Here is a 26,915-nt window from a genome sequence, read left to right on the forward strand (position 1 = left end):
CCGCGCGGGATCCAAGGGAGCGGCGGATCACACGCTTTTACGCTGATCGCGTCAAGCGAAGGATCGCCCGAAATCCAAAAATTTTACAACGGGTTGTGCGCGCCCGGGTCGTCCACCACAATCCATTGTGGTTGAGTTGCGTCCGCCTTTGGAAGCGGGCGCAAGGGGCTCACAGGGCTGGCGAAGGAGCCGGCAGGAGATTTGCCGTGGCCGCTACCAGGCTATCTCGTACCAGAGTGTGCGCTGATCGGGGCCAAGCTTGAAATGTGCGCCTTTGCCGGCGTCTGCGGCTTTTACCTCATTCAAACGGTGTCCTCGCCCGTCGAGGGCAAAGACACGCGCCCCGGGACGCGGCAAGGTGATTTCGAGGGGGACGCCGTTCGCCACGGCGGGTCCGGTGCCCCAGTTGCGACCGACAGAGGTGCGCGCCGAATTCCATTTCATGTCGCGGTTGGATGCGGAACCGACCGCCGTCAGCAGCGCCTGAGTGGTGCTCCCGACCGGCCTGCCGTCCATGCTTGTCAGCACGATGACGGCGTAGTTGCGGTCAACGGGTCCGACTGCGAATTCGACATCGCCGAGCTGGAGGCGCTGGTTGCCGACGAAGCCCCAGGCGGCGCGCGTTGCCGGGGTGTTCACGACCACGTGTGCTTCCTTCGGCTTCGTGGCGTCCCACACCACCCGTCCGTCGGGCGTGGAGAGGCGCTTGTCTGAGGGCGCAGCCATGCGCGATGGTTGGGCCGCTTGCGGGTCGATGCCGATGCGGTGGCTGATCGCCATCGTGGGGGACACCATGTTGTCAAATGTGCCGGCAGCGGTATCGGTCAATGGAGGCAGATCGCCGCGCCGGAAAAGCTGCGCGCATGCGGTGAGAAGGGCGAGTTTCACGGGCTGGCCGTTGAACGAGAAGTAGCCCGAAATGCTGTCGCCGTACCATTTTTTCCCGTCGTTGACGTACTGGAAAAAGAAGACGCCATCCCAGTCCTGCAGTGAAGCGACAAGAGCGGCGTATGGCACTGTGCTGGCGGCGTAATCATTCGGTTCGGGAATATTCCATTCCGAAAACGTGAACGGTCGGTCGAGCAGCCGCCAGGGGGCGCGGGCGAGGATGGCGGCGGTGTCGGGTGCCGTTTCCATGGCGACATTGCGGATGACCCAGTCCTCGGGGTCCCAGGGGCGGTTGGGAAAGCGCGGGTGCTGCCAGTAGGCGTGCACGTCGGCATAGTCGGCGGTGTCGGCGACAACCTTCGGGGACAGGTAGGTGATCTGCGATGTGGTGATGGGCACGCGAACGCCGAGATCTTTTTTCAGGAAGTCCACCATGTCGCGGAAGAACACCTCCTCGCGGTCGATCATGAATCGTTTTGCGTCGAGCCTGGCCGCCTCGCTCGAGTCCTTGGTGGGGATCTCGATCGAATGAGCCTCGATGCTCTGGGCATCCGGCAGCGCGTTCCGGCCGCCGCTGCTCCAGGCTTGTTGCAGCGCAGCAGTCGTGCGGTAGGTGCGCGCGAGCCAGTCGTTCCACAGTCGTTTGAACTCGCCCCGGAAGGGTTCGGGCAGTTCCGCGGCGAGTTCGGGGCCGGTTCTGCTGAAGGCGTTTTCGTTTGTGATCTCGATCATTGCGATGGCCGGATCGTCGACGCGTCGCAGGCCGCGGTAGGGGTTCTTGTGGAGAAGGTAGTCGCGGCAAAACTCCTTGAGTCTGGCCTGCGCCCGCGGTTCGAAATAGAGCAGGTATTTGTCGTAGCGCGTCTTGTGGGGAAGGCCTTCGCGCGAGTAACCCTCCTCCGCGGTTATGGAGCGGCTGACATGCAGGTTGAGGTTGGCGTAGATGCCGTGGCGATGGAGCTGCGCGAGGTGGTAGTCGAGCCGCGCGACCTGTTCCGGAGAAAACTTCCGCTGTCCGTCAACTCGTGGCGCCCAGATGCCGCGCGGTGCGGGCGCGCCGTCGTGGTGGTGGATGCGCACGCCGTTGACGCCCAGTTTTGCGAGGTGCGCGGCGACTTTTTCCGCATCTGCGTTTGAAGGAAAATTTGCGTCGAAGGTTGTGTTGACGCCCCAGATTTTCAGCCGACCGGAGTCGGTGTGAAAGTGGCCGTCGCGAATGCGGACAAATCCATCGGTGCCGGCGGGCTGGGGGGACAGGGCGGCCAGATTGGTGATTGATGGCGAAGCGTCATCGCCGGGAATGAGGAAGGGGAACCGTGCGTCGGTGGCTCCGACGGCAAATGCGCCAATGGAGAATCGGGAGGCGGCAGCGACAAGGCCGAATTGAAGGAGGAATTTCTGGTGAAGGGGCATTCTGGAGAGTGTAGCCGAAGTGCAGCGGAGCGGAAGGTCGAAGTCGGAGGGGAACACAGATGGCGCGGATGCAAGCCGGATCAGAGGAGCCCCGTTCACCTGGAGGGGCACGCTCCGTCGTGACCTGGGGACGCGTGACGCGTAACGCCGTCGGAATGGTTTCACGCGAAGACGCGACGCAGAGGAGGGAAGGAAGGGTGGCTCGGGATTCCAGCCCGCAGTCATCTCAAGGATCAATTGAAAGGTGGAATGCAGAAGCCGGAGATCGGAATGGATTCACGCGGAGTCGCGGAGTACGCGGAGGAGTGGAAGAGGGAGGGAGATGGGTCGATGAGAATGGGAACCGGCGGTGTGGGGTGATGGACGTCCCCTGGGCATGGCAAAGAATGCCATCTCCAACGGAGGGGGGGATGGCGCGACGAATTCAGGGCCGACTGCCGGCCGGAGTCATTGGAAAGTTGCAAATGGAATGGCAACAGGGTGCTCGAGGGAACTTGCGGTGCCAGGTTTGCGTCCCATCTTCATATCCAATCTTCTCAACGCCATGAAATCTCCGCTTCCGTTCCTTGGCTCACTGACGTTCATGGGTGTATTGAGCATGGCATTGCTGACGGGCAACTGTGCGCGCGCGCAGTTTGCCTTGGAGCGACCGTTTACTGAAACTCTGGCGGGCGGGGAACAATCATCGGCGGGTCTGGCCAGGCTTTCGGCGAAACAAATCGAGGAATTGAACAGGCAGATCACGAAGGAACTCAAACTTGCCCGGCAGGGTGACGTCAGGGGATTTTCCACTTCGTTTTCGCAACGCCGCACGGCGGCACAGCGCGAGGCTGCCGGCCTCAATCTTCTGACGGACGCGGAATTGAAGACGCTGGATGACGTCATCGCGCGCACGATGGCGCAACCCAGCCTGCCAGGCACCGTTGCCCGTGCCGCCTCGGTCGACTCCATTGAAACCACGCGGATCAAGCCGGAGGTGCACGGGGAGGTGTCCCTGGCCTATGGCATGACCAGTGGAGGCCGCAGTCTCTACGGCGGATCGATGGCGTTGAGCGTTGAGGATCCGAAGTCAGGCATTTCAACCGCAATCCGTTACAGTCAGTTTCGCGGTGACGGCCTGTTTTTTGGAGGCGGATTTGGCTGTGGAGGATTTGGCTGGAATCGGGACGCCGGCGGAAACCGGAGCGCCCTGCCGCCACTGCGCTGACGCTGCGGGAACGAATGGGTCGCCACGCTCAAAGCCGGCGCGGAATTAATCCGCTGGACGAGACCCCGGTTCGACAGGCACGCGGATTGTAGAGTGCCTTCCTCCTCCTTGAGGGGCAATCCAAAAGGGTCAGTCCTTACTGATTGCATTGACAGGACGATCGAGAGATGGAAGGAAGGGGGATGGCAAGAAAGACGAGAATGGAGTTTGAGGGGGCGTGTTATCACGTGATCAGCCGGGGCAACTACCGTGGGTGGATCTTCAAGGAGGACGGGGCGAAGCAGGCGTTTGAGGAGTGCCTGGCGGAGGCGGTGATCAGGGCGGGATGGGTGGTGCACGGCTGGGTGGTGATGGGGAACCACTATCACCTGGCGGTGGAGACGCCGCGGGGAAATCTGGGGTCGGGAATGCAGTGGCTGCAGACTACGTTTTCAGCGAGATTCAACCGGTTCCGGAAGGAGAACGGACATGTTTTCCAGGGCAGGTACAAGGCGATCGTGGTCGAGCCCGGGGAGGCGTTGGGAAGGGTCTGCCACTACATCGACCTGAATCCCGTGAGAGCGGGAGTGGTGAAGCTCGACCGGCTCGAAACCCATGTTCATGGCAGCTACCGGCGGCTGCAGGACCCGAGGCAAAGGCCGGTGTGGCAGCAGGTGGCGACTGCACTGCAGGGAGCGGGAGGGCTGCCTGACACACCCCGCGGCAGGGCGGCATATCGGGAGTATCTCAGGTGGGTGATGGATGAGGTGAAGGCGGGACGCGAGGAGCACTACCGTCAGTTGGGCAAAGGCTGGGCGATAGGCGGCGAGGAGTTCATCAACGGGCTGCGCCGACGATTTGGGCCGGGGACGATCAGCGAACGAGCGATGGGTCCGGAGGCGAGGAAGGCATGGAGGGAGGGACAGTGGATGGCGGCATTGGAGGCGCTTCTGAAGAAACTGCCAGCCAAGGCCAAGGTTGACCAACGCCCGTCAGCGGTCTGGAAAGCGGTCGTGGCCGCCGAGATGAAGGCGAGGACGGAAGCCAGCAACGCATGGCTTGCCAAAAAACTGGCCTTGTCGACCCCGACCTATGTGAGCAAACAAGCAGGCCTCGTCAGGGACGGAAAGATGGGACCGGCAGCCATTGCGCTTTCAGCAAGGTTTCGAAGTAAGGACTGACCCTTTACTCCCTTCTATTCAGGACTGACCCTTTACTCCCTTCTCGCCTGCATCTCGTCCGCCATCTCGCGTTCGAGCCGGTTGCGCGCAAACAGAGTGCGGAATTTGCGCCAGAGCATCATGGGGATTGCAGGGTAAAATAGAGGTTGGATTACTGAGAAACCGCACTACCTTGTGGCTCGTGAAATTGCTCAATGTCGAAGTGCCCGATCAGATTGCCGAGGACATCACCCGCATGATCCGCGATGGCTGGTTTCATTCGGAGCATGAGCTGGTGCGCGTGGCCCTGATTGAGTTTCTCCGCACCCGGCGTCCCGAATTGCAGGAGCGGTTCCAGCGCGAGGATATAGCCTGGTCGGTGGCGGAAGCCAAACCGAGCGATCAAACATGATTCGGTGGGTGGCTGACACCGGCCCTTTATTGCATCTGTCTGAAGCCGGTGCCTCCCCCTTGATCCGTTTGCTGGGCGAAATCGTCCTTCCGCCAGCGGTGCATGAGGAGTTGGAACGATTTGGTTCCGCCGCCAGCTCGATTCCGATGCTGCCAGTCGTGCCATTGAGTGCGGCGGCAAACAATGCTGCGGAGGATTGGTGCAAAGCGGGTCTGGTGCAGCGCGGTGAGGCTCAAGCCATCGCCCTGCTTCGCCAAATCGAAGCCGATTGTCTTCTGACCGACGATGCCGCCGCCCGTTTGCTGGCCACGTCGCTCGGCCTGCGTGCACGCGGCTCCCTTGGCATAATCCTGTGGCTGACCGGTCAACGCCGCCTAAACGCGGTCGAGGCCGCCGGCTATCTTGACCGCCTTGCCGCCACTTCACTGTGGGTGTCCCCCCGCATAATGACCGAGGCACGCGCGGCGCTGAAACAGATAGCCAGCCGATAATTCCGCTCACTCGCACCGCAGCGCCTCCATCGGATCGACCCTTGCCGCGCGCCGCGCCGGCAGCCAGCTCGCGACCAAGGCCACGCCCAACAGCACGAGGGACACGGATGTGAATACCAGCGGATCGCGCGGACGCACCTCGTAGAGCATGCTTCCCATCACCCGGCTCATCACCAGTGCAACCACCAGCCCGATCGCCATGCCCACGCCCGCCTTGGCCATGCCCTGCCGTAGAATGAGCGCTACGATCTGCCGCGATGTGGCGCCAACGGCACCGCGGATGCCCATCTCCCTCGTGCGTTGCGTCACATCATAGGCAAGCAGACCGTAAATGCCGGTGGCCGCCAGCAGCAATGCGAGTCCGGCAAACACCCCCAGCAGCCACAACACTGCACGCCGGTTGGCCCCGGCATCGTCAAGGTGCATCTGCATTGTCTGGGCCTCGTAAACCGGCAACTCGGGATCCAAGTCGCGCACCCGCGCCCGGATGAGAGGAAGCATGTCTTCCAGTGTGCGCGAGGTGCGCAGCAGCAGCGAAAGCCCGCCCAAGCCCAACGGCATGGCTCGATAAACGTAAGGTTCCCGATTGCGGTCATCCAACCCGCCGAACCGGGCGGTTTCCGCCACGCCGACGATTACGGGAGCGGCCTCGGGTTTCTGATCCTGTTGACCGAAGCTGAACAACCGACCCACTGCGCTCCGTCCCGGGAAATACCGTTCGGCAAATCTGCGATCAACGATCAAGGCCACCTGCGCATCCGGCAGCATGTCGGCTTCGTTGAAATTGCGCCCTTCCAGCAGGCGAATACCCAGGGTCCGAAGAAAATCCGGCGAGACGCCGAGCATGATGGCGGTCGGATAGGTGCTCTCTTTGCCTGGGGGCATGTCGCGCAACGGGAGGGTGGTCGCACCCAAGTTGCTGCTCCCGGGGATGGCGGCCGAATAGGCGACGGACTCCACTCCCGGGATTTCCCTCATTTTTTCCAGCAGCCGCCGCTGCAACGTCTGCACATCCGTCGCATTCACATACGACTCGTCAACGGCCACGCGTGCATGGATGACCTTCGCCGCATCGAAACCGGGGTTGGTGGAGACCACCTTGGCAAAACTGCGCACAAGCAGACCCGCTCCAATCAACAGGACAAGCGCCAGCGCCACTTGCGCGATCACCAACCCGCCGCTCATCGCTCGGACACTCGCGCCGGCGGAGCTCCCGCGAGCGCCCGTCTGCCCAGCGTCATGCAACCCGGGCATGCGCCAAGCCCGCAACACCGGCAGCAGCCCGATCAACAGCGCCACGGTGGCCGAAACCACCAGTGTCAGACCGAGAATGTTTCCATCGAGTGTGACCGGGGGCGAGCCATAGACAATCACCGCAGTATAGGTATTGATCAACCGAAGACCCGCCCAGGCCAGCACGAGACCGAGGGCGCCGCCGGCGACAGCCAGAAGCACAGCCTCCGTGATCAACTGTTGTCCCAAGGCCATCCGCCCGGCGCCGAGTGCCTGCCGGACCGCCAGCTCCGTCCGGCGCGCATTGGCTCGTGCCAGCGTCAAACCGGCAACGTTCACGCACCCGAGCAGGAGCACCAGCAACGCTCCGCCCTGGAGCAGCAACAGCCCGTTTTTGATCGCGCTGGTCTGTTCAGCCCTGATCTGACCAAGCCCCATCCGCTGGCCAACCTGGCCAAGGTAGGCGTTAAACGCAGAATCGCCAACTTCATCGCGAAACCGCTTCTCCAGCGTCTGGAGCTGCGCCAGGGCGGCGCCGTCGGTGACCCCGAGCTTGATCCGGGCATACATAGTGCCCATGCCTGCCAGCCGGTAGCGCGGTGTCGTGTATTCGGCCGCCCAGACAAAAGGCTTCACGAGGACCGGCGCGACGCTGACGGCCTCCAGACTTCGCGGGGCCACGCCGATGATCGTGAACTTTCGGCGCGAAAGGCTGATCTCACGGCCCAGCACTGTTGGGTCTGCATGAAAATGCTTCTCCCAATACGTTTGTGTCAGTACAACCACGCCATCCCGGCCGGGCTGGCACTCCTCGTCGGTGAAGAACCGGCCCAACAAAGGCTGCACCCCTAGCACGGCAAAATAGTCCGCCGTCACCAGCATTCCGACCAGACGATCCGCCCCTGAGTATTCCCCGATGTTGAACATCCAGCCGTCCCAGAGTGCGACATGCTCGAGAAGATCGGCGTGGGCTTTATAGTCGAGGTATTGCGCCGCGCTGACCCGCTGCTTCAGTTGTCCGGTTTGCGGCCGGGAATTGTAGATTTCCACAACCTGCTCCGGGTGCGGAATCGGCAGCGGCTTCAGAATCATGCCATACAACACGGAAACGACCGCTGTGTTGGCGCCGATGCACAGCGCGAGCGTCAGGATCACAGTGATGCTGAAGGCGGGTGAACGCCGGAGCGACCGAAACGAGAAACGCAGATCGCGCCCGAGATTCCCGAGCCACACCCACTCCCGCTCATCCCGCGCCCGCTCCTTGATCTGCTCCACCCCGCCGAAGGCCCGCTGCGCCGCGTAACGCGCCTCCTCAGGCGACATGCCCGCCGCGCGGTTGCGCTCCGTCAACCCGTCGAGATGCGCCTGCATCTCGTCCGCCATCTCACGTTCGAGCCGGTTGCGTGAAAACAATCCGATAAATTTGCGCCAGAGCTTCATGGGGAAAAAGACTTTAGCTCAACCGCGAATGGACCCGAATGCAGGCGGATGACCATCCGTCGATTCTTGAACTGTGGGCGACCGATTGCGGGTGGGCATGGCTTGATTCTCATCGAGTTCATCCGCGTCACTTCGCGTCCGTTTGCGGTTTAAACGGTCACGCCTGCGCCAGCACCTGCTTTATCGCGGCAGTCATGCGCGACCAGTGCTCGGTCTCGGCCTCGAGCTGGCGGCGGCCGGAGGCGGTCAGCTTGTAGAACCGCGCCTTGCGGTTGCTTTCGGAGATGCCCGCCTCCGCCTTGATCCAGCCCTGCGCCTCCAAGCGGTAGAGCGCGGGGTAGAGCGAGCCCTGCTCCACGCGCAGGACATCCTCGGACATCTGATGGATGCGGTCGGCGATGCCCAGCCCGTGCCGCGGCTCCAACTGCAGCGCCTTCAGGATCAGCATGTCGAGCGTGCCGTAAACGAGATCGGATTTTTCCCTGGTCATAATATTTGCCTAGACTTTCTAGGCAGGACTTGAAATCTGTCTCGCCCAGACTGTCAAGGCGGGAAACCGCTCACGCTCCGATGGACATAGCCCGACCAACTCAAGCCAAGGCGAAGGCCCGCCGCCGTTTGCTCCTGTTCGGCGGCGCCGCGCTCGCGCTTGGGCTCGTCACCTTTGCCCTCTCCCGCCTCAAGCCCGCCGTGCCGTCCATCGAGCGCAACCTCGTGTGGATCGGCACGGTGGAGCGCGGCGAGATGCTCCGTCAAGTGCGTGGCCTCGGCACACTCGTGCCCGAGGACATCCGCTGGATCGCCGCCCGCACGGCCGGCCGCGTGGACCGCATTCTGCTGCGCCCCGGTGCGAGAGTGCGGCCTGACGACGTCATCCTGATCCTCGCCAACCCCGACGCGGGCAGCGCGGCCTTTGAGGCGGATTCCCTGCTCAAGGCCGCCGAGGCCGAACTCGTGAACCGCAGGGTTGAGCTCGAAAGCGGCGTGCTCGCCGCCGAGTCCGACGCGGCCCAAGCCAAGGCCCAATTTGAAATCAGCAAACTCACCGCGGACGTGAACGAACAGATGCATGCCAAGGGCCTCGTCACCTCGCTTGATTTGAAAAAGTCGCTGGTCACCATGGGGCAACTCGGCATCGCCAGCGCCATCGAGGAAAAGCGCTTCCGTTTCGCCCGCGACGCCGTGCCCTCGCAGCTGGCCGTAAAACAGGCCGAGGTGGACCGCCTGCGCGCCCTCTTGAAAGTCCGGCAGGACGAACTCGACGCCCTGCACGTCAAGGCCGGCATGACTGGCGTGCTGCAACTCCTGCCCGTCGAAGTCGGCGCGCAGGTGGCGCCCGGCGCCAACCTCGCGCGCGTGGCCGACCCCGCCCGGCTCAAGGCCGAGATTCGCGTCGCCGAGACCCAGGCCAAGGACATCCTCATAGGTCAGAGCGCCACCATCGACACGCGCAACGGCCTCATCTCAGGCCGCGTCTCCCGCATCGATCCCTCCGTGCAAAACGGCACCGTCACCGTGGATGTCACCCTCACCGGGGCGCTGTCGCAGGGCGCGCGGCCCGACCTTTCCGTTGACGGCACGATCGAACTGGAACGCCTGCCCGACGTGATCAACGTCGGCCGCCCCGCCTTGGGGCAGGAAAACAGCAGCGTCACCGTCTTCAAGCTCGAGCCCGGCGGGGATTACGCCGACCGCGTGCCCGTCCGTTTCGGCCGCAGCTCCGTCAACAAAATCGAAATCGTCCAAGGCCTGCAACCCGGCGACCGCATCATCCTCTCCGACATGTCCCAATGGGAGACCGCCGACCGTGTGAAGCTGAAATAGACCACATATAAACTTCCACCAGTCCCTCTGCTCTTTCTCTTCTCAGCGCCACCTGCCCCTTCCTCCACAATCGAAAATCCAGAATCACATGTCCCAGCCCCTGATCCAACTCGACAACGTCACCAAGGTCTTCCTCACCGACGAGGTCGAAAGCCACGCCCTCGCCGGCATCCATTTCGACATCTCGGCCGGCGAGTTTGTCTCCATCTCCGGCCCCTCCGGCTGCGGCAAATCCACCCTGCTCTCCATCCTCGGTCTGCTCGATTCGCCCAGCGACGGCGCCTACCTGCTCAACGGCCGGCCCGTGCAGGATTTGTCGCTCTCCGAGCGAGCCCGTATCCGCAATCGTGAGATCGGCTTCATCTTCCAATCATTCAACCTCATCGGCGACCTCACTGTTTATGAAAACGTCGAGTTGCCGCTCACCTACCGCGGCATGCCCGCCGCCGAACGCAAAACAGGCGTCAACGCAGCGCTCGAAAAAGTCGGCATGGCCCACCGCGCCAAGCACCTGCCCTCGCAGCTTTCCGGCGGCCAGCAACAGCGCGTCGCCGTGGCCCGCGCGCTCGCCGGACGGCCCGCCGTGCTCCTCGCCGACGAACCCACCGGCAACCTCGATTCCAAAAACGGCGACGCCGTGATGCAGCTGCTCACCCAGCTCCATCAAGGCGGCGCCACCATTGTCATGGTCACCCACGACGCCCGCTTCTCCGCCTGCGCCAGACGCACCATCCACCTCTTCGACGGCTGCATTGTGGATGAAAAGGCGATCCAGCCCGCCCATTCATAGGCATTTTGCGCAAGTTTTCAGCATTTTCCGTTGAGACACTTCCGCCGGGCAAATTCCGAAAAAAGCTTCGCCTCGCCGAGGCTTTCCGCGTGGTTTTGGGGCATCACAATGCTCAGTGCCTCGCCGCTGCCGTGTCGCCGCAATGAATACGCCTGCGATTCCATCGCAACCGGCATTGATCCAACACCGCCGGGGTTGGCGGGTTGCGCGACCAGGCAAGTTCGAAAGAAATGTGCCGCCCCTTCAGGGCTCTCTGTACTCGGTTCACCCGTGAACCCATGGCGTCGCCATGGGCTGGGGATATTTCGCCCCGTTGGAGCTCCGGATTTTGGCTGCACCTTTGACCCATGGCGTTGCCATGGGCTGGGGGGTATTTCGCCCCGTTGGGGCTTCGGGTCGGCGCGTTGCTGCCGACAACTGCCGGAGTCTGCTTCCTTTGCGCGGTTCCGATCCGACGATCGTGGTGGGACAGGCTACCGTGTCTGCGCTATTCGAGCGCTTTCAGAATGCCGTAGGGCAGGGCGACCGAGGTCATGTAAACCGGGTTTTGGCGAGCCAGTCCCTTTTCGCCGAAGACCTCCCAGGGAGCTCCGTAACCTTCTCCGCGGCGATAGTCGTAGCGACGCAGGTGGGTGATCATGTCGTCGAAAACCTGATGCGCCAACCGACGGTCCACCGACCACAATGTTGCAACGAGCCAACCCGTCGCGGTGTGCCAATAGCCGCCATTTTGATAGGTATTGACTCGCCAGCGACAACGCTCCCAGGCGGATTTCCCGCTGTAGTCCATGTCGGTGGGAACCTGTCGGACACCCCCTTCCAGGACGATCGTCCCTCTTCGCACAGCATCGACAATCGTCGCACGGGCCGTTTGGGCTGTCGCTTCATCAAGCACGCCCAGATGGAGGGCAAAGAGGGTGCCCCAGACATCAGCTTGCCGGCTCAGACTTGTTGAGGCCCTCAGCCAGCCGCCAATTTCCCCGGGGGCCGCAAAAGTGGGAACGAGACTGCGACGGATTTGCTCCCGAAGTCTTCCGTAGCTCGCTGCAAGTTCAGGCTGATCGAGAGCCCTTGCGAGTTCGGACAGCTCCCCCGCCGCCCTGTACCGGAGCAGCGAGGCAAAAAGCAGGCTTCCCGTTTGAGTGACGCCATCGAGGAATCCGTATCCGACAGCGCGATCATCCTCGGATGTCTGCGCCAGGCCTGTTGTCTTGTCGACCGCGGGCGCGACAAAGGCATGCCTCAATCGTTCGAACACGGAGACGCTGCCAACCTCCTGTCGGAGAATCGCAGTGCCGCCCGTCATTTTCCAGAGTGCGTATGCGATGTGGATAAATTCGTAGTGATCGTCGATCGGGGGCACCCGTCCAAATGCGCCGTCGCCCTGGTCCGTCCCGGTGGCATAGGTTCCGGGATAGAACGTGGGAAGACCGTTGTAGTTGATGTGATCGGGAATCGACCAAGGCGGCAGGTGAAGGCCGTTCGCCAGCGTGCGCTCTTCCGGCCCGTTCTGCGTTCTGCAGATGAGGAGGAGGTGATTCGAGATTTCTTCGGCCTCAAACAGGCCTGAATCCAGGGCCATGGAAAAGTCGCGCACCCAAAAGGCATGGTAGGTGTCCTTTCCGGGAGTGACGAGGGGGAAGCCGACAGAATTTGAGAGGGCCCATTTGCCATTGCCGTTTGAACCCGGATAAACGCGTGAGGCCTCGATGACATCGCACGCCATGTCGCAAAGAAATTCCAGGTCCTGCTTTGGGAGCGCGCCGCGCAGGACGATTCCGGACGGCGCAATCAGAAGGAGGAGCGGGCAGAGTCGGATCAGGACCAATGGCATGGCTAAGGACTTCATGAGGGTCGGTCTGGCGCGGTCCAAGGACGCATGAAGCGCCGTGGTGCCAGCGGGATTCGAGGAAGAGAAGGAAGCCGCGAACAGAGGCTTCAGTTTCTCTCAGCGAGCCGAGCGATCTTTTCGCCTGTCAGGCGGATTTCCGGAGACAGCGCGTGCGGAGTGCGATTGCCGTACACCCTGGCCAGTTCAGCAAAGCGCTCCTGCGTGGCCTTGATGAATTCCTCCACAGGACGCTTCTCACCACAGAGCGCCATGATCTCTGGCAGCCAGCGGTGTCCGTAACGCACGTGGTGCTGCTCGTCGTTGCGGTCGAACGCGAGCAGAGTGTCCGCCTCGAAGTCGTTCAATTCGCGCACGCGATCCATGACCGTCGCCTTCGTGGGGAAACTGCCCGCCTCAAACTCCATCGTCATCATGGCGTAGCGCTCATGCGGCGCCATCTTGACGAGGATGTTGTACAGTTCGAGGGAGTGCTCGAGCGACATGAGGTCTACCCCAAGTTTCGGCAGCTGTCGGTAGCCGAACTGGCTGTGACGCGACTCGTCCCAGAGGTGGCGGGCAAGGTCGTGATGCAGGTCGAAGGGCGCGTCAGGAGTGTCAAAGAAGACGGTCGCGAGATAGTCTACAGCGTCCATTTCCATCATGAGCCACACGTAGACCATCAGACGGATGACCCTGGGGTCGGTTTTTGGATCAACCAGCCAGGAGCGTACGATGGGCGTTTCAGTTGGGTCATTGCTGAACACGCTGGAGCAGGTGGGGTACTTTCCGCGATTGCAGGTATCCGGGTGGACGTAGGGGCGCTTGGAGCTTTCCCATTCAAAATCGGACGGAAGCGGGATGCGTGTTGTTTCACCGAGAACTCCCCCCAGCGAAGCGAGAGCTGCCTTGAGGTGGCTCACCCAGGCAGCGGCGGTTTTCGAGGTGTCGAACGCGGCGATTTCCCCGGCATGCCGCATTTCATCGCCGATGAATTCCTCCACCAGCCGGCGCGATGGCCAGTCAGCGAGGGCGTGGGTCGCGGTCAGGTAGTGCCGATAGGCCCCGAGCAGCGCGGGTTTCAGCACTCGGTAGAATCCCGCGAGGGCAACATACGCGTCCGAGGGCATGACCGCCTCGGTGAAGAGCTGACGAATGGCCGGACGCACGCTTTCACCGCCTCCAAAGCCGGTGAGTTCACGGCCGCGTTCGCGCAGGAATCGTGCGTGGCCGGCGGACTCCCAGGCGTGCTGGCAGAGCAGGTATTTCAGCTCGGGCTCCCCGACGCGGTAGATCAGCGTCGTCACGGTTCGGATAAACTCACGCTCCACCTCAAAGAGAATCCGCATCAGGCGGGCCATCTCCTGGACTGCGGCCATGCGGCCTGTGGTGGATGCGGAGGATGTGGATGGAGAGGAAGCTGAAGCGACCATTTGTAGGGATGGATTCCAGGTGTGTTAAAATGCAAGCGGCCGCCATGCAGTCATGGCGGCTTTGAAGCGGCTGCCCTGTGAGTCAGCAGATGCGGCCCCGTTTGCCGGCCGTTGAGTGCCCGGGCGGATTGATGCCCACCCAGCGCTCGTCAATGGGCTCGCTGGCCCGCTGGTAGCGTGAATCGCTGGAGATACGAAGGCGGTTTTCGCTTCGGTTGTCCAGCGACGCATGCACCAGGAACATGCCGAACGTGAGAAAATCACCCGCGCGATATTCGGTGGTCAGCCAGCGTTTGCCGAACTTGTTGCGGATGGCCGGGGGATTGTGGGACAGGGTTCCGGTGAAGGACCAGGCGCCGTCCCTCGCTTTGGCGACCTCCTTCGGCTTGTTTTCGCAGTACGCATCCACGTCGCGGTGGACATAACTCTCGAGCAGGTCCATGCGCTTGTGCGAACCCTCCAGGATCATCAGACCCCCGAGTTCAAAGGAAATGTCCCCGTAAGGCAGCCAGCAGGTCATGTGCCGGTGCGTGCCTCGGCCCATGTAGGGGAGGTCGCAATGGGGATTGGTTCCCTTGCCGGGTCCGATGGCGCGCAGCCAGGTGAAATCGTAATGTCGAATGGGTTCGCCGAAAAAGCGCGTGTAGAAGTCGGTCAGCTGCCCGGAGTAAAGTAGGTCTTGGACAGCCGCGTTGTTGTTCGTGATCTCAGGCTTGAAGACGTAACCGGCTCCGGCCTTGCAGACAGCTTCGATGTGGGGGTGGGCCGGATCAAGCAGGCCGGCTTCCGCGAGCCGCGAAGTCAGGCTTGCGCGCGCGCCCAGGACTTTTTCGCGGTCCAGGTAGCCGCGCATGTAAAGGTAGCCGTCATCGGCGAATCGCCGGCGCAATTCGTCCCAGTCCCCGGCGGCATCCATGGAATCACGGAGCAGGCCGACCTTGTCATCGGCCATGTCGAGTTCATGGCCGTAGGAATGGAGCTGGGGAAGATCAAGTACGGGGCTCATGCACAAGGGTACACTGCGGACAGGCCTCATTAAATGGTTGAACTGGGAGAACTCATGTAAATTTTGGGAAAGTGCCCGCCTCGCTCGCGTTTCAATCCCAGATTCTCCTGAAAAGCCCGCTGAGAACCCCCGTGGGTTCCATTGATCTGGCGGGTATTTTGCAGAATGCGGAGGGCATTAGTCCATCCCGGATGCGAAGACTGGATGGTTATGCATTCATACTGATGGTCGACGGGCGTGGATACTACCAGGATGCCCGTGGCACACAGGCGGTGCTTGTCCCGGGGGATGTGGTTGTCGTGCTTCCTGGTCTGGCTCACGCCTATGGTCCGGAGAAGGGATCGAACTGGACGCAGGTCTACTTTGTCGTCTCGGGCGCTCAGTTCGAGCTCTGGCGATCCCAGGGATTGTTGAGCGAGCAGCACCCTGTGCTGAGGCTGGGTTCACCGGAGTATTGGAAGCAGCGCATGAGCGACGTGGCTAAAGGAGCGAACGTTCCGTCCAGTGGCGGAGCGCTGCGGGCCATGGGGCGGCTCGTGCAGGTGATTCTGGAGATGGTGGCTGCCGATGGCGAAGGACGGGCTCGTCCCGGACAGGACGCCTGGCTGGAGAAGAGCCTGCATCTGCTTGGAGACCACAGTGACGGCGGATGGCCGACGCCACAGGAGGTTGCCGGCCAGATTGGGCTAAACTACGAGAATTTCCGAAAGCGCTTTGCTTCCGCGATGGGAGAGTCACCGGGGCGCTATCAGAAACGCCGCCGCCTTGAGTGGGCCTGCGCCGCAATCTACCAGGGGGAGCAATCCCTCAAGCAGATTGCCGACCGGCTCGGTTTTTGCGATGTGTTTCATTTCTCCAAGGCCTTCAAGCAGGAGATGGGCCTAGCGCCGTCGGACTATCGCCGGCGCGTGCGCGGCCAGTAGTTCGGTTCTGTCGGTTTGCGTTCCGTCTGAGTCAGCCTTGAGACGCAGTGGTTTCCGGTCGGGGGGTCATCCTGACCTTGAGCGATTCATAGGCCAGCCGGCGCTGGTACGTTGATTCGGTCTCAAGGCGGTCCTTGGCGGAGAGCACCTCGATGCGGGAGACGCGCTGGCAGAGCACCTTCAACAGGGTGCGGACCATCAGCCTCGCGTGCGGCGCGCCGACGCACAGATGGGTTCCGAATCCGAAGGCAACGTGAGGATTCGGCCTGCGATCGAGTCGAACGGATTCCGGATCGTCGAACACCTCGGGATCATAGTTGGCCGCGGCGAAATTCAGCGACACGAATTTTCCGGCGTCCACCTCGACGCCATGCAGGTTCACCTTTCGTTTGCAGAGCCGGGTCAGGTGTGTCGAAGGCGAGAGCACGCGGAAAAATTCCTCGCTTGCGCCAATGATGCGTTTTGGATCCTCCCGGAGAAACTCAAGGTCGGCGGGAGTTGAGGCGAGATGGCCGACGACACCCGAGATTGAATTGATGATGGTGTCGCGGCCGCCCGCAAAGACGATGCTGCAGAATCCGAGCATTTCCTCGCGCGTGAGTTTGCGACCCTGAAACGTTGCGCGTGTGAGCGCGCTGAAAAAATCATCCGACGGATGGGCGGCGCCGCGATCGAGCAGGCTGTTGGCGTAGGTCTCCATTGCCGCGCCCTTGGACGTGCCGTCGCCTTCACGAAAGACGTGCACGCCCCAGCGGACCCACACTTCAGCCTCGGACTGGGGAACGTTCAGCAGGTATGCCAGGCCGTGCGATTGGAGCGGTATTGCGAATTCGCGAACGATCTCGATCGAGTCCCGCGAAAGTGCATCCCGCACATGCGCATCGACGAGAGCCTCGACCTGGGCCGTGACCTCGGGAAGTTTCGCGCGGTTGAAGAACGGCTCGATGATCGCCCGGTAGTCCTGGTGGCCGGGAGGATCGATCTCCAGCGGGAGCTGCCGCACGGTGCGCACGTCCTCCTCGGTCGGAATGGGAATCTTGAACGGCGCGTCGGAGCTGAAGGTCTCCCAGTCGCGCGCTGCGCTGCGCACATCTTCGTGGCGCAGGAGGATGGGCATGACGTCGCCGTGAAAATCATTGATCAGGATTCCATCCTTGCGGCGGGGTTCGCGAAAGGGATCGGGCTGGTGGTTGTGAAACGGGCAGGGCATAGGCTGTGGAGTGGCTGTCGATGTCGCGTGTGTTGGCGGAGCGCCCCTGCAAGCCGGTTGATCAATCAGGTGAATTTGTGCAGGGGGGAGTCATGGCTGCAAGATACGGAGACCCATCCTGGGTTCCGCTGCCTGGCTGTCCCTCGCAGGCCTCATGGTGCCAGGATTTCGTACCGTGCGGCCATTCCTGCGCGGATGTGATCGTTGACATGGCAGTGGTACATCCACACGCCGGGATTGTCCGCGATCATGTCGGCCGTCTTCATGCTGGCGGGCAGGAGCTCCACGACGTCGGTGCGGTGGCCGTCCTGGAGGACGGTGCTGCCGTGCCAGTGGGGTGTGTGCAGATCCTTCTCGCTTCCCAGGGCGACAAGGTACCAGCGGACGCGCTCGCCGACCCGCATGCTCATCATGGGGAGGTTGCCGTAGATGAAGCCGTTGATCGTGTGAAATTGATTGGCGTCCCCATCATCCTCCGCCTCATCGGTCTCCCCCTCGGCATCCGGAGCGCCGGGAGCGACGAGCACGGCCGTGTTCTTTCCCGCAAGGCGGCCCTGGCTCTCGTCAAAAATGTCGTACAGCGTGACAAATTCGCGGTCGACATCCTTCGGTGATCCATCGGAACGCGCGGCACCGCGCCGGGTGATGATCATTGCGCCGACGAGCCCGGTGTTGGTATCGCGCGGGGCGTCAACATGCGAGTGGTAGAGCCAGACGATCGAACTGGGATCATTGGGCCCCGGGCCTGCGCGTTCGGGGATGCTCCAGTGATAGGTGTGCGAGGCGCGCGGGGGCAGGTAGTCATCGGACTTGTAGGCCCCGAGTGTGCCGTCCGGATATCCCGCACCTTCGTTTGCCTTGTCATAGAATGCGCCGTGTCCGTGCAGGCTGATGGAGAAGCCAAGATTGTTCCTGAGAGTGATCTCGATCTGATCACCCACCTCCGCCCGGATGAGCGGTCCGAGAATGCCCAGGTGCAGCCATTCGGCCGGACGCGGCTTGAGCCGGGAAAAGGTGGAGTCGTCGTATTCGCGAAAAATCGCCTTGCGAAAAACCGGCGGCAGTTCGCCCGCCCCCCGGGAGAGCCAGGTGGCGGCGTCCGCGCAGCACTGCATGTCCGCCAGCACATTGCCGGCCGGCGCGTAGTTCCAATCAACTTCGTCCGCGGCGATGAAATAGCTGCGCACCCGTGCGGACGCAGGCCATGCACTGAGCAGCAGTCCGAGCGCGGCGACCAGAGCCGCGCGCGGGCGTCGGGCTGCTTGAATCGCCCTCATTTTTCCGAAGCGTCCGTTCGCACGCGGGGAATCGTCGCGGTGTGGACGACTTTGCCGGTGTAATCGATGAACCGCCCTTCAAATTGCTCCGGAGTGATCCGGACGTTCAGGAACCCTCCGGTGTCTCCGAGGCTGAACAGCGTGCGGGCGTCGCCCGGGGTCGTCGCCCGGGTCTTTGATCCGGCGCCGGAGCAGAAATAGTCGATGTTTCCCACCCGGAGGTGCTGCATGTCGTGCTCGTGCCCGTTCAGATAGACCTGAACGCCGTACTTCTCGAGCAGAGGCTGCACGTGCCTCACCAGCGCGGCGGTGTCACCGTGCACGCTGATGGAATACACGGGATGGTGCGCGCACACGATCTTCCATTGAGCCTTGGATTTCCTGAGCTCCTGCTCCAGCCATGCGTTCTGCGCGGCGCTGTCCTGCCGCCTCGCCTCGCTGTTCTTCGATACAGCGGTTGATTCGCCGGTCGCGGTGTAGGGGGTTGAGTCGAGGATGAAGAATTGCACCGTGTTGGAATTGTCGATGCGGCGGGTGACGGTGTAGTAGCGCGCGGGCAGCTTCCAGCGCGGGCTGAACAGGGTGTAGTCGACCTGTGCGGCGGAGTTTCCGCGGTAGTCGTGGTTGCCGAGGGCGACATACCAGGGGACCTGCAGAGACGGAGCGGTGTAGATGTCCTCAAACGAAGTCGTCCACTGGCGGGACTCCACGCTCTCCACGCCGTCATTGTAGAAGTTGTCGCCGAGTGCGATGATGAACTGGGCATGGTCCGCCGCGGCCGACCTGCCCATCTGCTCCGCGACCGACAGTTGAAACGCCTTGCCGTCGCGGCCCCAGTCGCCGAATGCGAGGAAACGCACGCTTCCATCGGGCGGAGAGACCTGGGCTGAGCCGCTGGCGCCGGCAAGGCAGGCGAGCAGCGAGAGGACAACAGCTGCGAGTCGGTTCAAGGCGGGCATGTGCAGGGAGTTTGATTTCATTGGCAGAATCCGTGGGTGTTGAATGGGCATGTGCACATCCCAAGCATGGAGATGCTGCCGATTGCGCGCGAGGATGATTGCACTCGAGCATTGCATTGCAATGCAGTGTACAGACAGCCCCTGCCGCGCTCTCCAGTGCTTCGCAAACGAATCGTTCGCGAAGCCGGGTCAAATGGAACTCATGTGTTCCGAAATCCCCTGCAGAAGCACGGTTGTTGCCAAGCGGAATAGTCCTGCGTCCGCGCTACACGGACTTGTCGGACCAGCCTTTCGGCCACTCGGTGCCTGGGATGGGGCGCCAGAAGATCGAGCGGTCGATGCGGGGCTTGTGGTGGCGGTGGGCTTCCGTCAGGCGGATTTTCGTCTTCAGGTGGTCGACCAGATTTTCGCCGTAGAAGAAGGTGTTCTCGGCGACGCCGGAGAGCACCAGCACCTCGGACGGCGTTGTCTCGAGCAGCTCGATAAGCCCGCGGATGTTGGCGAGTTCGAAGTCGATGGCCGACTGGAGCTTCTTTTCGAACGCAGCTTTTCCGGCGTCGTCGGGCGCGTTCACATGACCGTAGACGTTCTCGCACCAGGCGCAAACGCTGCGGAGCGTCGAGACCCAGTGAAGGTACGCGCGAACACGGTCGCGCAGATCGGCGAACACCGCGGCGCTCTGGCCGGAGGATGACTTGACGATGCCATCGAGTTTCGCGATGAGCGGGCGAAGGCGGGCGATGACCTGTGAGTCCATGTCGGACGCCATTTTTGCGCCGGACTGCTGCGTGATGAGATCGAAGAGCACGTCCTTGCCCAGATCGAAAAGCCCCGGATTGTTGTGCTGGAAGCAGCCGTGGCGCTCGTAGTATTCGCGGTCGGCGGCGGGGACCGCCTCGGGGTCGGGTACGAAGGGGCGGTCCCACGTGCGCTGCCAGCAGAAGCCGAAGGCGCAGTAGAGGCCCACCAGCGGCTGCCACAGGAGGGCTTCCTCAAATTCCTTCCAGGCGTTCGACAAGTCGGCCGCCTGCGCGGGACCGACCAGCGAGGTGGCGAACTCGGTGAGGACCGTTTCAATTGATTTCTCCGGAAAAAATTGCGCGGCGCGAATGGCAACCGGGTTGGGCCAGTACGGGGCCTTGGCGGTGTTTGTCAGTCCTCCGAGGGCGCTGACGCGTGTGATTCCCACTTCATGGACCGCGGAGAGCTTCTGATGAATGGACCGCGGGAAGGGCAGTCCAAGCAGGGGCTCATGATTCATCACGCCTGAGGCTGAGTAGTGGAGAACGGGCTCGGCGCCGAGCTTGCGCGACGCGGCAAGGGCCTCCTGCTCCTTGGGAACATCCATCGTCGTGTGGAAGATGGAACCGGCGACGGCCTGATTTTCCGGATAGTGCGGATGAGAATAGGGCACGTGATAGCCTCGCACGAGAAGCGAGGGGCCTTCCCACGTGACGTGTGAGCCCATGCCGTTCTTGATGTGATCCTGCTCAACCTTGAATGGCTCGATGCGCAGGATGACGTCGAAGTCGGGATTGATCGTGGCGGCCGCGGACTGGAGATTTCTTAGGTAGCGGACAATGCTTTCGCCCGCGGCCTCGGCGATCTTGTCATGGTTGCGCCACTCGCGGATCATGTACGGTCCGCCGTTGCGGCCGACATAAAGCGAGGAAGTGTGTTCGAAGCCCGATCCGCTGTCGTTCGTCCAGACCGACATGTAGCTTAGATCCGGCACCGAGCGCATGAGCTTCTGCAGGGACTCGCGGTAGTGCCGCTGCACGATGGGATGATCCTGCGCCATCGTGTAGCGCGGAAGTCGCGAGCGGAACGGGTGGTCAACCCGGGCGCCTCTGAGCGTCGGATACTTCGCAAAGAAACGCTCGGGCAGCGTGCGGGGTTCGAACATGCAGACGCCCGGCTTGAGCCCGTAGGTGCGCGCGAGATTCGCGAGGCGGACCAGGTTGTTGAGATTTGCGTCGAGGTAGTGTCCCGGCCAGATGCCTTTTGTCAGATCGGTGTCGACGAAGTGGTTGAACCCGGGAGCGTACGTGTAGAACTGCGGATAGTATTCGTGGGCGACGAAGTCCTCCAGCGGCATGTGAGCCTGCAGTCCGTTGACCTCGCAGTGCGTGAAGCCCGCCTCGGCGAGCGAGGCGACGTAGTGCTCCGGATTGAAGTTGCGGGCGCTGCGCCAGTACTGCGTGAGGCAGGCGTCCCAGTGGGGCCGGTGCCAGCCGAACGTCGCTGGCAGGAGAATGCCCGCGGCGAGTTTTTCGCGGGTGAAATCGCTTGAGCCCCCGGCCAGGAGACGTGCTGCGGAGAACAGAAAGGATCCGTGAGTGGCGACGATTTCGCCTGTTCCGTTTTCATCGATCTGCATCCAGATCCATGCCTGTGAGTCGCGGCCCTTTGCCGGAAGCCGTGCAGGCAGGCCGCGGGAGGCGAGACGCACCCGGACTCCGGCTGCGGCGCCGGTTTCGAGGGCCGCTCCGGTGATCCTGGCCAGTTCACGGGCTGCGGTGATTTCCGCGGCTTCGGCTGAGCTGGGAGTGGAGACGCGACTGAGGCGGACGGGAGAAGGGGACGACATGCGTTCCTGAGCCGTGAACGCCGGATGCGGCACTTGGCAACAGCAAAACCGACTCTCTTCCATGGAACACAAAGAATTTCCAAGAATTTCATTTCATTCGAAGATTGTTTGGCAGTGACGTCCGGGCGTGGCGGAGTTTTCCTTGGTGCATGTCCCGCCTCAATTCTCTCAGTGCAATTGTCACCGGAGCCGGCTCCGGCATTGGCCGCGCCATTGCCGAGCGATTTGCCGGGGAAGGAGCAGATGTCACGCTCCTCGATTTCAACGGTGATGCGGCCGGTGAGGTTGCGCGTGCGATCGTTTCGAAGGGGGGCCGGGCGCGTGCGATCGCCTGCGATGTTTCCGACACCGAGTCCGTGCGATCGGCGTTTTCGCAGATTCCGGCGCTCGACATTCTTGTCAACAACGCCGGCATCGCCCACATTGGCAATGCGCTCACGACGACGCCACAGGATCTCGATCGCCTCTATGCGGTCAATATCCGGGGCGTCTACCACTGCCTGCACTTCGGTCTGCCGAAACTGATCGAGCGCAAGGGCGGAGTGATCCTCAATCTGGCGTCGATTGCATCCAAGGTCGGCCTTGCCGACCGTTTCGCGTACAGCATGACCAAAGGGGCGGTGCTCACCATGACGCTTTCGGTTGCGCGCGATTTTGTCGCACAGGGCATTCGCTGCAACTGCATCTGCCCAGCGCGGGTGCACACACCCTTTGTCGACGGATTTCTCGCGAAGAATTATCCGGGCCGCGAGGCGGAGATGTTCGCGAAGCTTGCCGCTGCGCAGCCGATCGGGCGGATGGGGGAGCCGCAGGAAATTGCCGGCCTTGCCGTTTACCTGTGCTCGCCGGAGGCATCCTTCATCACGGGCTCCGCCTACGACATCGACGGCGGCTCCACGCTCCTGCGCTGAACCGAACATGGAATGCTGACGAACGCTGGGACAAGCGTGTCCAATTTGGGAGGCTAGTGTTCTGTTGCTGAAATGACTAGACTTAAAAGTCGTTATCGTTCAACCTGCAAGCATGAGCAGGAAACCGACGATTCTGACGGTCACGGCAGACCAACGTGGCGTTTTGGAGCGCTGGGTGGGCGCGCACGGTACGCCCCAGCAGGTGGTGAAGCGCTGCCGGATCATTTTGCGCAAGGCCGAAGGGCTGGACGATGCCACGATTGCGGAGGAGCTGGAGGTGAACCGGCACACCTGCCGGCTGTGGCGCCAGCGCTTTGTGTCCGCAGGTCCGCAAGGATTGTGGGACGTGGCGAATGGCCGCGGGCGCAAGCCGCGCCGAGGGCTGGCGAAAAGGATCGTCGAAGCGACGCTGCACACGAAGCCGCCGGGGCGGACGCACTGGAGCGCGCGAACCCTGGCGAAGGCGCAGGGCGTGCATGCGAGCACAGTCGCGCGTATCTGGCAGGAGCATGGGTTGCAGCCGCACCGACAGGAGACGTTCAAACTCTCCCGCGATCCACAGTTTGTGCCCAAACTGCTCGATGTGGTGGGCGTTTACCTCAACCCACCGCAAAACGCGGTGGTGCTCTGCGTGGACGAGAAAAGCCAGATTCAGGCGCTGGATCGCACGCAACCAGGCCTGCCGCTGAAGCGCGGTCGCTGCGGCACCTGGACGCACGACTACGTGCGCCATGGCACGACCACGCTGTTTGCCGCATTGAACGTGGCCGCCGGCAAGATCAGCGGCCACTGCTTCCCGCGCCACCGGCACATCGAGTTCCTGAAGTTCCTGCGACAAATCGACGCGGAATATGCCGAGGCGGACGAGCTCCATCTTATCGTCGACAATTACGGCACCCACAAACACGAGCGGGTGCAGCGCTGGCTCGCCCGGCGTCCACGCTTCAAACTGCACTTCATTCCCACCAGTTCGAGCTGGCTCAATCTGGTGGAGCGCTGGTTTGCCGAACTCACCGGCAAGGCGGTGCGTCGCGGCAGCTTCTCCAGTGTTCCCGATCTGATCAACTCGATCACCCGCTTCATCGAGCAATGGAACCAGGAGCCCACGCCATTTGTTTGGACCGCCAAGGCGGAGGACATCCTTGCCAGGATCGAACGCTGTCGTCGCCGGCTCGAGGCCATCCAGCCCGGTTGCACCCGGCGAAAGCCGCGCAAGAAGGCCGCATGATATATGTATAGTCATTTCCGCGACAGAACACTAGGAATGAGCATGGGAGCGGGCCAGGACAGGCAGGATCTGCGATAGAGGGGCGCTGGAGAACCAGTAGGATCGAAGCCAGCGGATGAGTTTTTATCAGAAATGTGCTCCATGTGTGGCGCCAACCTGACCCTCAATGCATCTTCAAGCATAAGTTGAAACGATTTTCCGGGCGTCTTCCCGCCTTCGCAACGAGATTGCTCGCCCTCACTCAATCCCCAATACAGGCCACTCTGAAGCCCATTCCAATCGCGCATTGTCGCTCCCAAGTTTAGTCATTCCGCAATCGTTCAATAGAGTAGTTTGGACGCCCTTGCGGCGCGTAGCGGTTGCCAACGGTGTCTTGTCAAGGTTTCCGACGTCTCCGCTTCACGAGAGTTTTGGACTCATCCAAGTTGGCCTCGGAGGAAAACCCCTCGCTCCAAAACTCTTGGTCTAACGGATAACGATCAATATGGAAGCCAGCCGTGTACTTACGAAAACCAGGAGCTTTCTCAACGAGTCTCACTGCGGTTTTGGCACGGCCCTCAGTGCTAAACACACCGATAATTTTCACGTCCTCAGCGCCGTTATCCAAGTCGCGGGAATGTTGTACTAAGTATACCGACTGATTTTTTGTTTTCATTTATCCGCCCCCACGATCCCCAAATTTCTTAATCTTGGGTTCTTCACGTTTTGTTGTGGGTAAGGGTCTGGGCAGTTAATTTGTGTGGATGGAAGAAACCGTCAACGAGCATTACCGCCAGCTGTTGAAACTCGAGAAGCCTTGGAGGGTGACGAACGTGGAAAAGGATCTGGAACGGGTGGGCTTGCCTATTTGCTCACAAAAGTCGGAGTGAACAGCGCCTCTCCCGGCTCGGCCACAATCGCCTTTCACCCGCCTTGGAAGACGTCCCGTTCTCCTTCCAGAACCGGTTGAATCTCGTTGAAACGGTGGTTTGCAGCTACTGCATCCTCTACTGCAGATTTCCGCACGGTGTGTCGACCGCAATACCACAATGGCTTCCCATCGCAACCCAGCCGTGCGCCACCCATCCCATCCTGATCACGCCGCTGCCAGGCTCTCCTCAAACGCTCGCTTCGCCTCGTCGTCCTTGAACATGCACTTCCTGCTGTTGCCTCAGCTGATAGCAAGAAAGCACGCGCCCCCGTACTCCATCTTCGCCTTGCCCGCTATCTTCCATCCTCTCGTTTTTCGAACGCACCCTCAATGCAGAAGGTAAAGACTGACCCTTTATGCCCTTCCTCGCGGCCGAACGGATGATCCGGCCTTGCTGATCGAGTGCGATTACGAACGCACCCCGACGGATGCGCGCCAGCTTACCGGCAACGTGCTGTTGCTCATCCAAAACACGGATGTGCAGATGTCCCATGAAGTGACTGTCAGGGACCATGCCTACGGCGCGCAGCCCATCCGTCAGACCATCGCCGCCGGCGGGACGCGTGACGAGGATCGTGCTCGACACGCGCGCCAGCCGCGTCGAAACCGGCGCCGACGGCATCAGCGACCCCTGCATGGGAGAAAGCAGGAAGACGTCGTAGCCCAGCCCGGGCCTTTCGCTTCACGGGCGGCCCGCAATTTGTCGACCCGCTTGCGATCATACGAGGAAACTTTCTCCACGAGGTGGAGAAACACCTCGCCAAGTTTTCCGCGAGATTCAACCAATTCAGGAAGGACTCCTATACACCCTTTTGAAAAATCCACCCCTGCTTCGCAGACCCTCAAACACCAACACGACCCGAAAATCGTCAATTCATCACTCCAATTGGCGAAGTCGGGCTAGCTTGTGCGAAAGGTGAGGTTTGACCCGAATGGCGCTTAGATAAGGCGTAAAACTTTTTGTTGAGAGGTTTGCGGCGGACTGGATCCAGGAAGCGAGCGCGCATGATTTGACGGGATAGCCTGTACATTTCGCGAGGATTTTTTGAGACGGCGGTGTTCGGCAATGGCTTGATCAAACCAGTCGGCCTGTTCCTCTGACAATGCGAGGCTGACTGTCTTTGCGTTCACTTTTGTTGACCAGGGTGGAAACGATTTCCGTGCCGGCCTGGGGGCGTCGGTAAACTGAACCTTGGCTGAGGGGACCCGAGGGCTGCGAGTTCGGCCTGAAGCTGGGCGTAGCGTTGTTCCAGTCTGTCAATCGAGGGGCATCGAGGAACTGTTGGCGATCGAGGGGAACAAAGTCAACACAGGACTGTCTATATACGGCCACATGCAAACGACTCTATTTCCCCTCCCTGCGGGCGCTCTGCGCCCCTTTGCCTGCCTCCGGCAGGCCGCCAGTTCAGCCGGTGACACGGGCGGCCTGTCCGCTCTGTTCGGATCCTTTTCCCAGGTCTGCTTGTTTCTCTGAAAAAGGCCCGGGCAGCCGCAGGCGTCAGTTCGGAAGAGTGGACATCTTCTGGGCCTTTCTCGCCCAGGTGCTCAGGCGCGGTGATTCATGCCGGGCCGCCTTGATTCGCCTTCAGGCCGCCATGGTGGCGCGAGCGCCGCCGGCCTTCGGACAACACCAGCGCCTACCGCCGGGCTCGCCAGTCCCTTGATCTCTCATGGCTTCAGTCGCTGTTCGCATCAGTCAACCGATGGTTCACTCCCCGCACTCCCGGCGACTGGCTCGGACGCACCGTGCGCATCATGGACGGGTCCTGTTTCTCGATGCCTGATTCAGCCGAAAACGCCCGC

20 protein-coding genes are annotated in these 26,915 nt (G+C 61.7%); 9 read left to right on the forward strand and 11 right to left on the reverse strand.

What is annotated here, in order from left to right; all coding sequences use genetic code 11:
- Positions 1–213: 213 nt before the first annotated feature.
- The gene (locus HS122_15395; protein MBE7539779.1) at positions 214–2,301 is read right to left on the reverse strand and encodes a beta-galactosidase; all 2,088 of its coding nucleotides are present in this window, start codon (positions 2,299–2,301) and stop codon (positions 214–216) included.
- A 544-nt stretch (positions 2,302–2,845) separates the two neighbouring features.
- Between HS122_15395 and HS122_15400 the strand changes: the two genes are divergently transcribed.
- The 4 genes from HS122_15400 (at position 2,846) to HS122_15415 (ending at position 5,550) form a co-directional block, all read left to right on the forward strand.
- Complete coding sequence (locus HS122_15400; protein MBE7539780.1) at positions 2,846–3,508, forward strand: hypothetical protein; 663 nt, start codon at positions 2,846–2,848, stop codon at positions 3,506–3,508.
- 182 nt (positions 3,509–3,690) lie between these two features.
- Positions 3,691–4,668, forward strand: coding sequence for a transposase (locus HS122_15405; protein ID MBE7539781.1), 978 nt, complete (start codon positions 3,691–3,693; stop codon positions 4,666–4,668).
- 181 nt (positions 4,669–4,849) lie between these two features.
- Positions 4,850–5,059 carry a CopG family transcriptional regulator gene (locus HS122_15410; GenBank protein MBE7539782.1) on the forward strand — a complete coding sequence of 70 codons (210 nt, stop codon included), beginning with the start codon at positions 4,850–4,852 and terminating at the stop codon, positions 5,057–5,059.
- A 59-nt stretch (positions 5,060–5,118) separates the two neighbouring features.
- A complete protein-coding gene (locus HS122_15415) occupies positions 5,119–5,550 on the forward strand; it encodes a hypothetical protein (protein ID MBE7539783.1) in 432 nt (143 codons plus the stop codon).
- Positions 5,551–5,556: 6 nt separating this feature from the next.
- Here the strand turns inward: HS122_15415 and HS122_15420 are convergent, their stop codons facing one another.
- Together HS122_15420 and HS122_15425 are read right to left on the reverse strand one after the other, a co-directional pair.
- Positions 5,557–8,223 (reverse strand): ABC transporter permease, encoded by a 2,667-nt coding sequence (locus HS122_15420; GenBank protein ID MBE7539784.1) that lies wholly within the window; start codon positions 8,221–8,223, stop codon positions 5,557–5,559.
- Between the two features lie 157 nt (positions 8,224–8,380).
- Positions 8,381–8,713, reverse strand: coding sequence for a PadR family transcriptional regulator (locus HS122_15425; GenBank protein MBE7539785.1), 333 nt, complete (start codon positions 8,711–8,713; stop codon positions 8,381–8,383).
- A gap of 80 nt (positions 8,714–8,793) precedes the next feature.
- On the opposite strand from HS122_15425, the gene HS122_15430 reads away from it, so the two are divergent.
- Both HS122_15430 and HS122_15435 read left to right on the forward strand, forming a co-directional pair.
- Positions 8,794–10,047 (forward strand): HlyD family efflux transporter periplasmic adaptor subunit, encoded by a 1,254-nt coding sequence (locus tag HS122_15430; GenBank protein MBE7539786.1) that lies wholly within the window; start codon positions 8,794–8,796, stop codon positions 10,045–10,047.
- 88 nt (positions 10,048–10,135) lie between these two features.
- Positions 10,136–10,837, forward strand: a complete 702-nt coding sequence (locus tag HS122_15435) for an ABC transporter ATP-binding protein (protein ID MBE7539787.1) — start codon at positions 10,136–10,138, stop codon at positions 10,835–10,837.
- 487 nt (positions 10,838–11,324) lie between these two features.
- On the opposite strand, the gene HS122_15440 is transcribed toward HS122_15435, so the two are convergent.
- From HS122_15440 to HS122_15450, 3 genes are all read right to left on the reverse strand, one after another.
- Positions 11,325–12,671, reverse strand: a complete 1,347-nt coding sequence (locus tag HS122_15440; protein MBE7539788.1) for a hypothetical protein — start codon at positions 12,669–12,671, stop codon at positions 11,325–11,327.
- A 104-nt stretch (positions 12,672–12,775) separates the two neighbouring features.
- Entirely contained in the window at positions 12,776–14,044 is a 1,269-nt protein-coding gene (locus tag HS122_15445; protein MBE7539789.1) for a DUF455 family protein, read from the reverse strand.
- Between the two features lie 136 nt (positions 14,045–14,180).
- On the reverse strand, positions 14,181–15,104 hold the full coding sequence (locus HS122_15450; GenBank protein ID MBE7539790.1) for a phytanoyl-CoA dioxygenase family protein: 924 nt from the start codon (positions 15,102–15,104) through the stop codon (positions 14,181–14,183).
- A 71-nt stretch (positions 15,105–15,175) separates the two neighbouring features.
- Between HS122_15450 and HS122_15455 the strand changes: the two genes are divergently transcribed.
- On the forward strand, positions 15,176–16,027 hold the full coding sequence (locus tag HS122_15455; protein MBE7539791.1) for a helix-turn-helix transcriptional regulator: 852 nt from the start codon (positions 15,176–15,178) through the stop codon (positions 16,025–16,027).
- 31 nt (positions 16,028–16,058) lie between these two features.
- On the opposite strand, the gene HS122_15460 is transcribed toward HS122_15455, so the two are convergent.
- The 4 genes from HS122_15460 to HS122_15475 form a co-directional block, all read right to left on the reverse strand.
- Positions 16,059–17,237: a cytochrome P450 gene (locus HS122_15460; GenBank protein MBE7539792.1), complete on the reverse strand. Its 1,179-nt coding sequence runs from the start codon at positions 17,235–17,237 to the stop codon at positions 16,059–16,061.
- 152 nt (positions 17,238–17,389) lie between these two features.
- Complete coding sequence (locus HS122_15465; GenBank protein ID MBE7539793.1) at positions 17,390–18,514, reverse strand: multicopper oxidase domain-containing protein; 1,125 nt, start codon at positions 18,512–18,514, stop codon at positions 17,390–17,392.
- Positions 18,511–19,494: a metallophosphoesterase gene (locus HS122_15470; protein MBE7539794.1), complete on the reverse strand. Its 984-nt coding sequence runs from the start codon at positions 19,492–19,494 to the stop codon at positions 18,511–18,513. Before HS122_15470 ends, HS122_15465 begins: the two co-directional genes overlap by 4 nt.
- A 244-nt stretch (positions 19,495–19,738) precedes the next feature.
- Positions 19,739–22,063, reverse strand: a complete 2,325-nt coding sequence (locus tag HS122_15475; protein MBE7539795.1) for a hypothetical protein — start codon at positions 22,061–22,063, stop codon at positions 19,739–19,741.
- 149 nt (positions 22,064–22,212) lie between these two features.
- On the opposite strand from HS122_15475, the gene HS122_15480 reads away from it, so the two are divergent.
- Positions 22,213–22,974 (forward strand): SDR family oxidoreductase, encoded by a 762-nt coding sequence (locus HS122_15480; GenBank protein ID MBE7539796.1) that lies wholly within the window; start codon positions 22,213–22,215, stop codon positions 22,972–22,974.
- A 112-nt stretch (positions 22,975–23,086) separates the two neighbouring features.
- Positions 23,087–24,202 carry an IS630 family transposase gene (locus HS122_15485; GenBank protein MBE7539797.1) on the forward strand — a complete coding sequence of 372 codons (1,116 nt, stop codon included), beginning with the start codon at positions 23,087–23,089 and terminating at the stop codon, positions 24,200–24,202.
- Between the two features lie 1,097 nt (positions 24,203–25,299).
- Here the strand turns inward: HS122_15485 and HS122_15490 are convergent.
- A complete protein-coding gene (locus HS122_15490) occupies positions 25,300–25,749 on the reverse strand; it encodes a hypothetical protein (GenBank protein MBE7539798.1) in 450 nt (149 codons plus the stop codon).
- Positions 25,750–26,915 lie beyond the last annotated feature (1,166 nt).

The organism is Opitutaceae bacterium (assembly GCA_015075305.1).
Taxonomy (GTDB): domain Bacteria; phylum Verrucomicrobiota; class Verrucomicrobiia; order Opitutales; family Opitutaceae; genus UBA6669.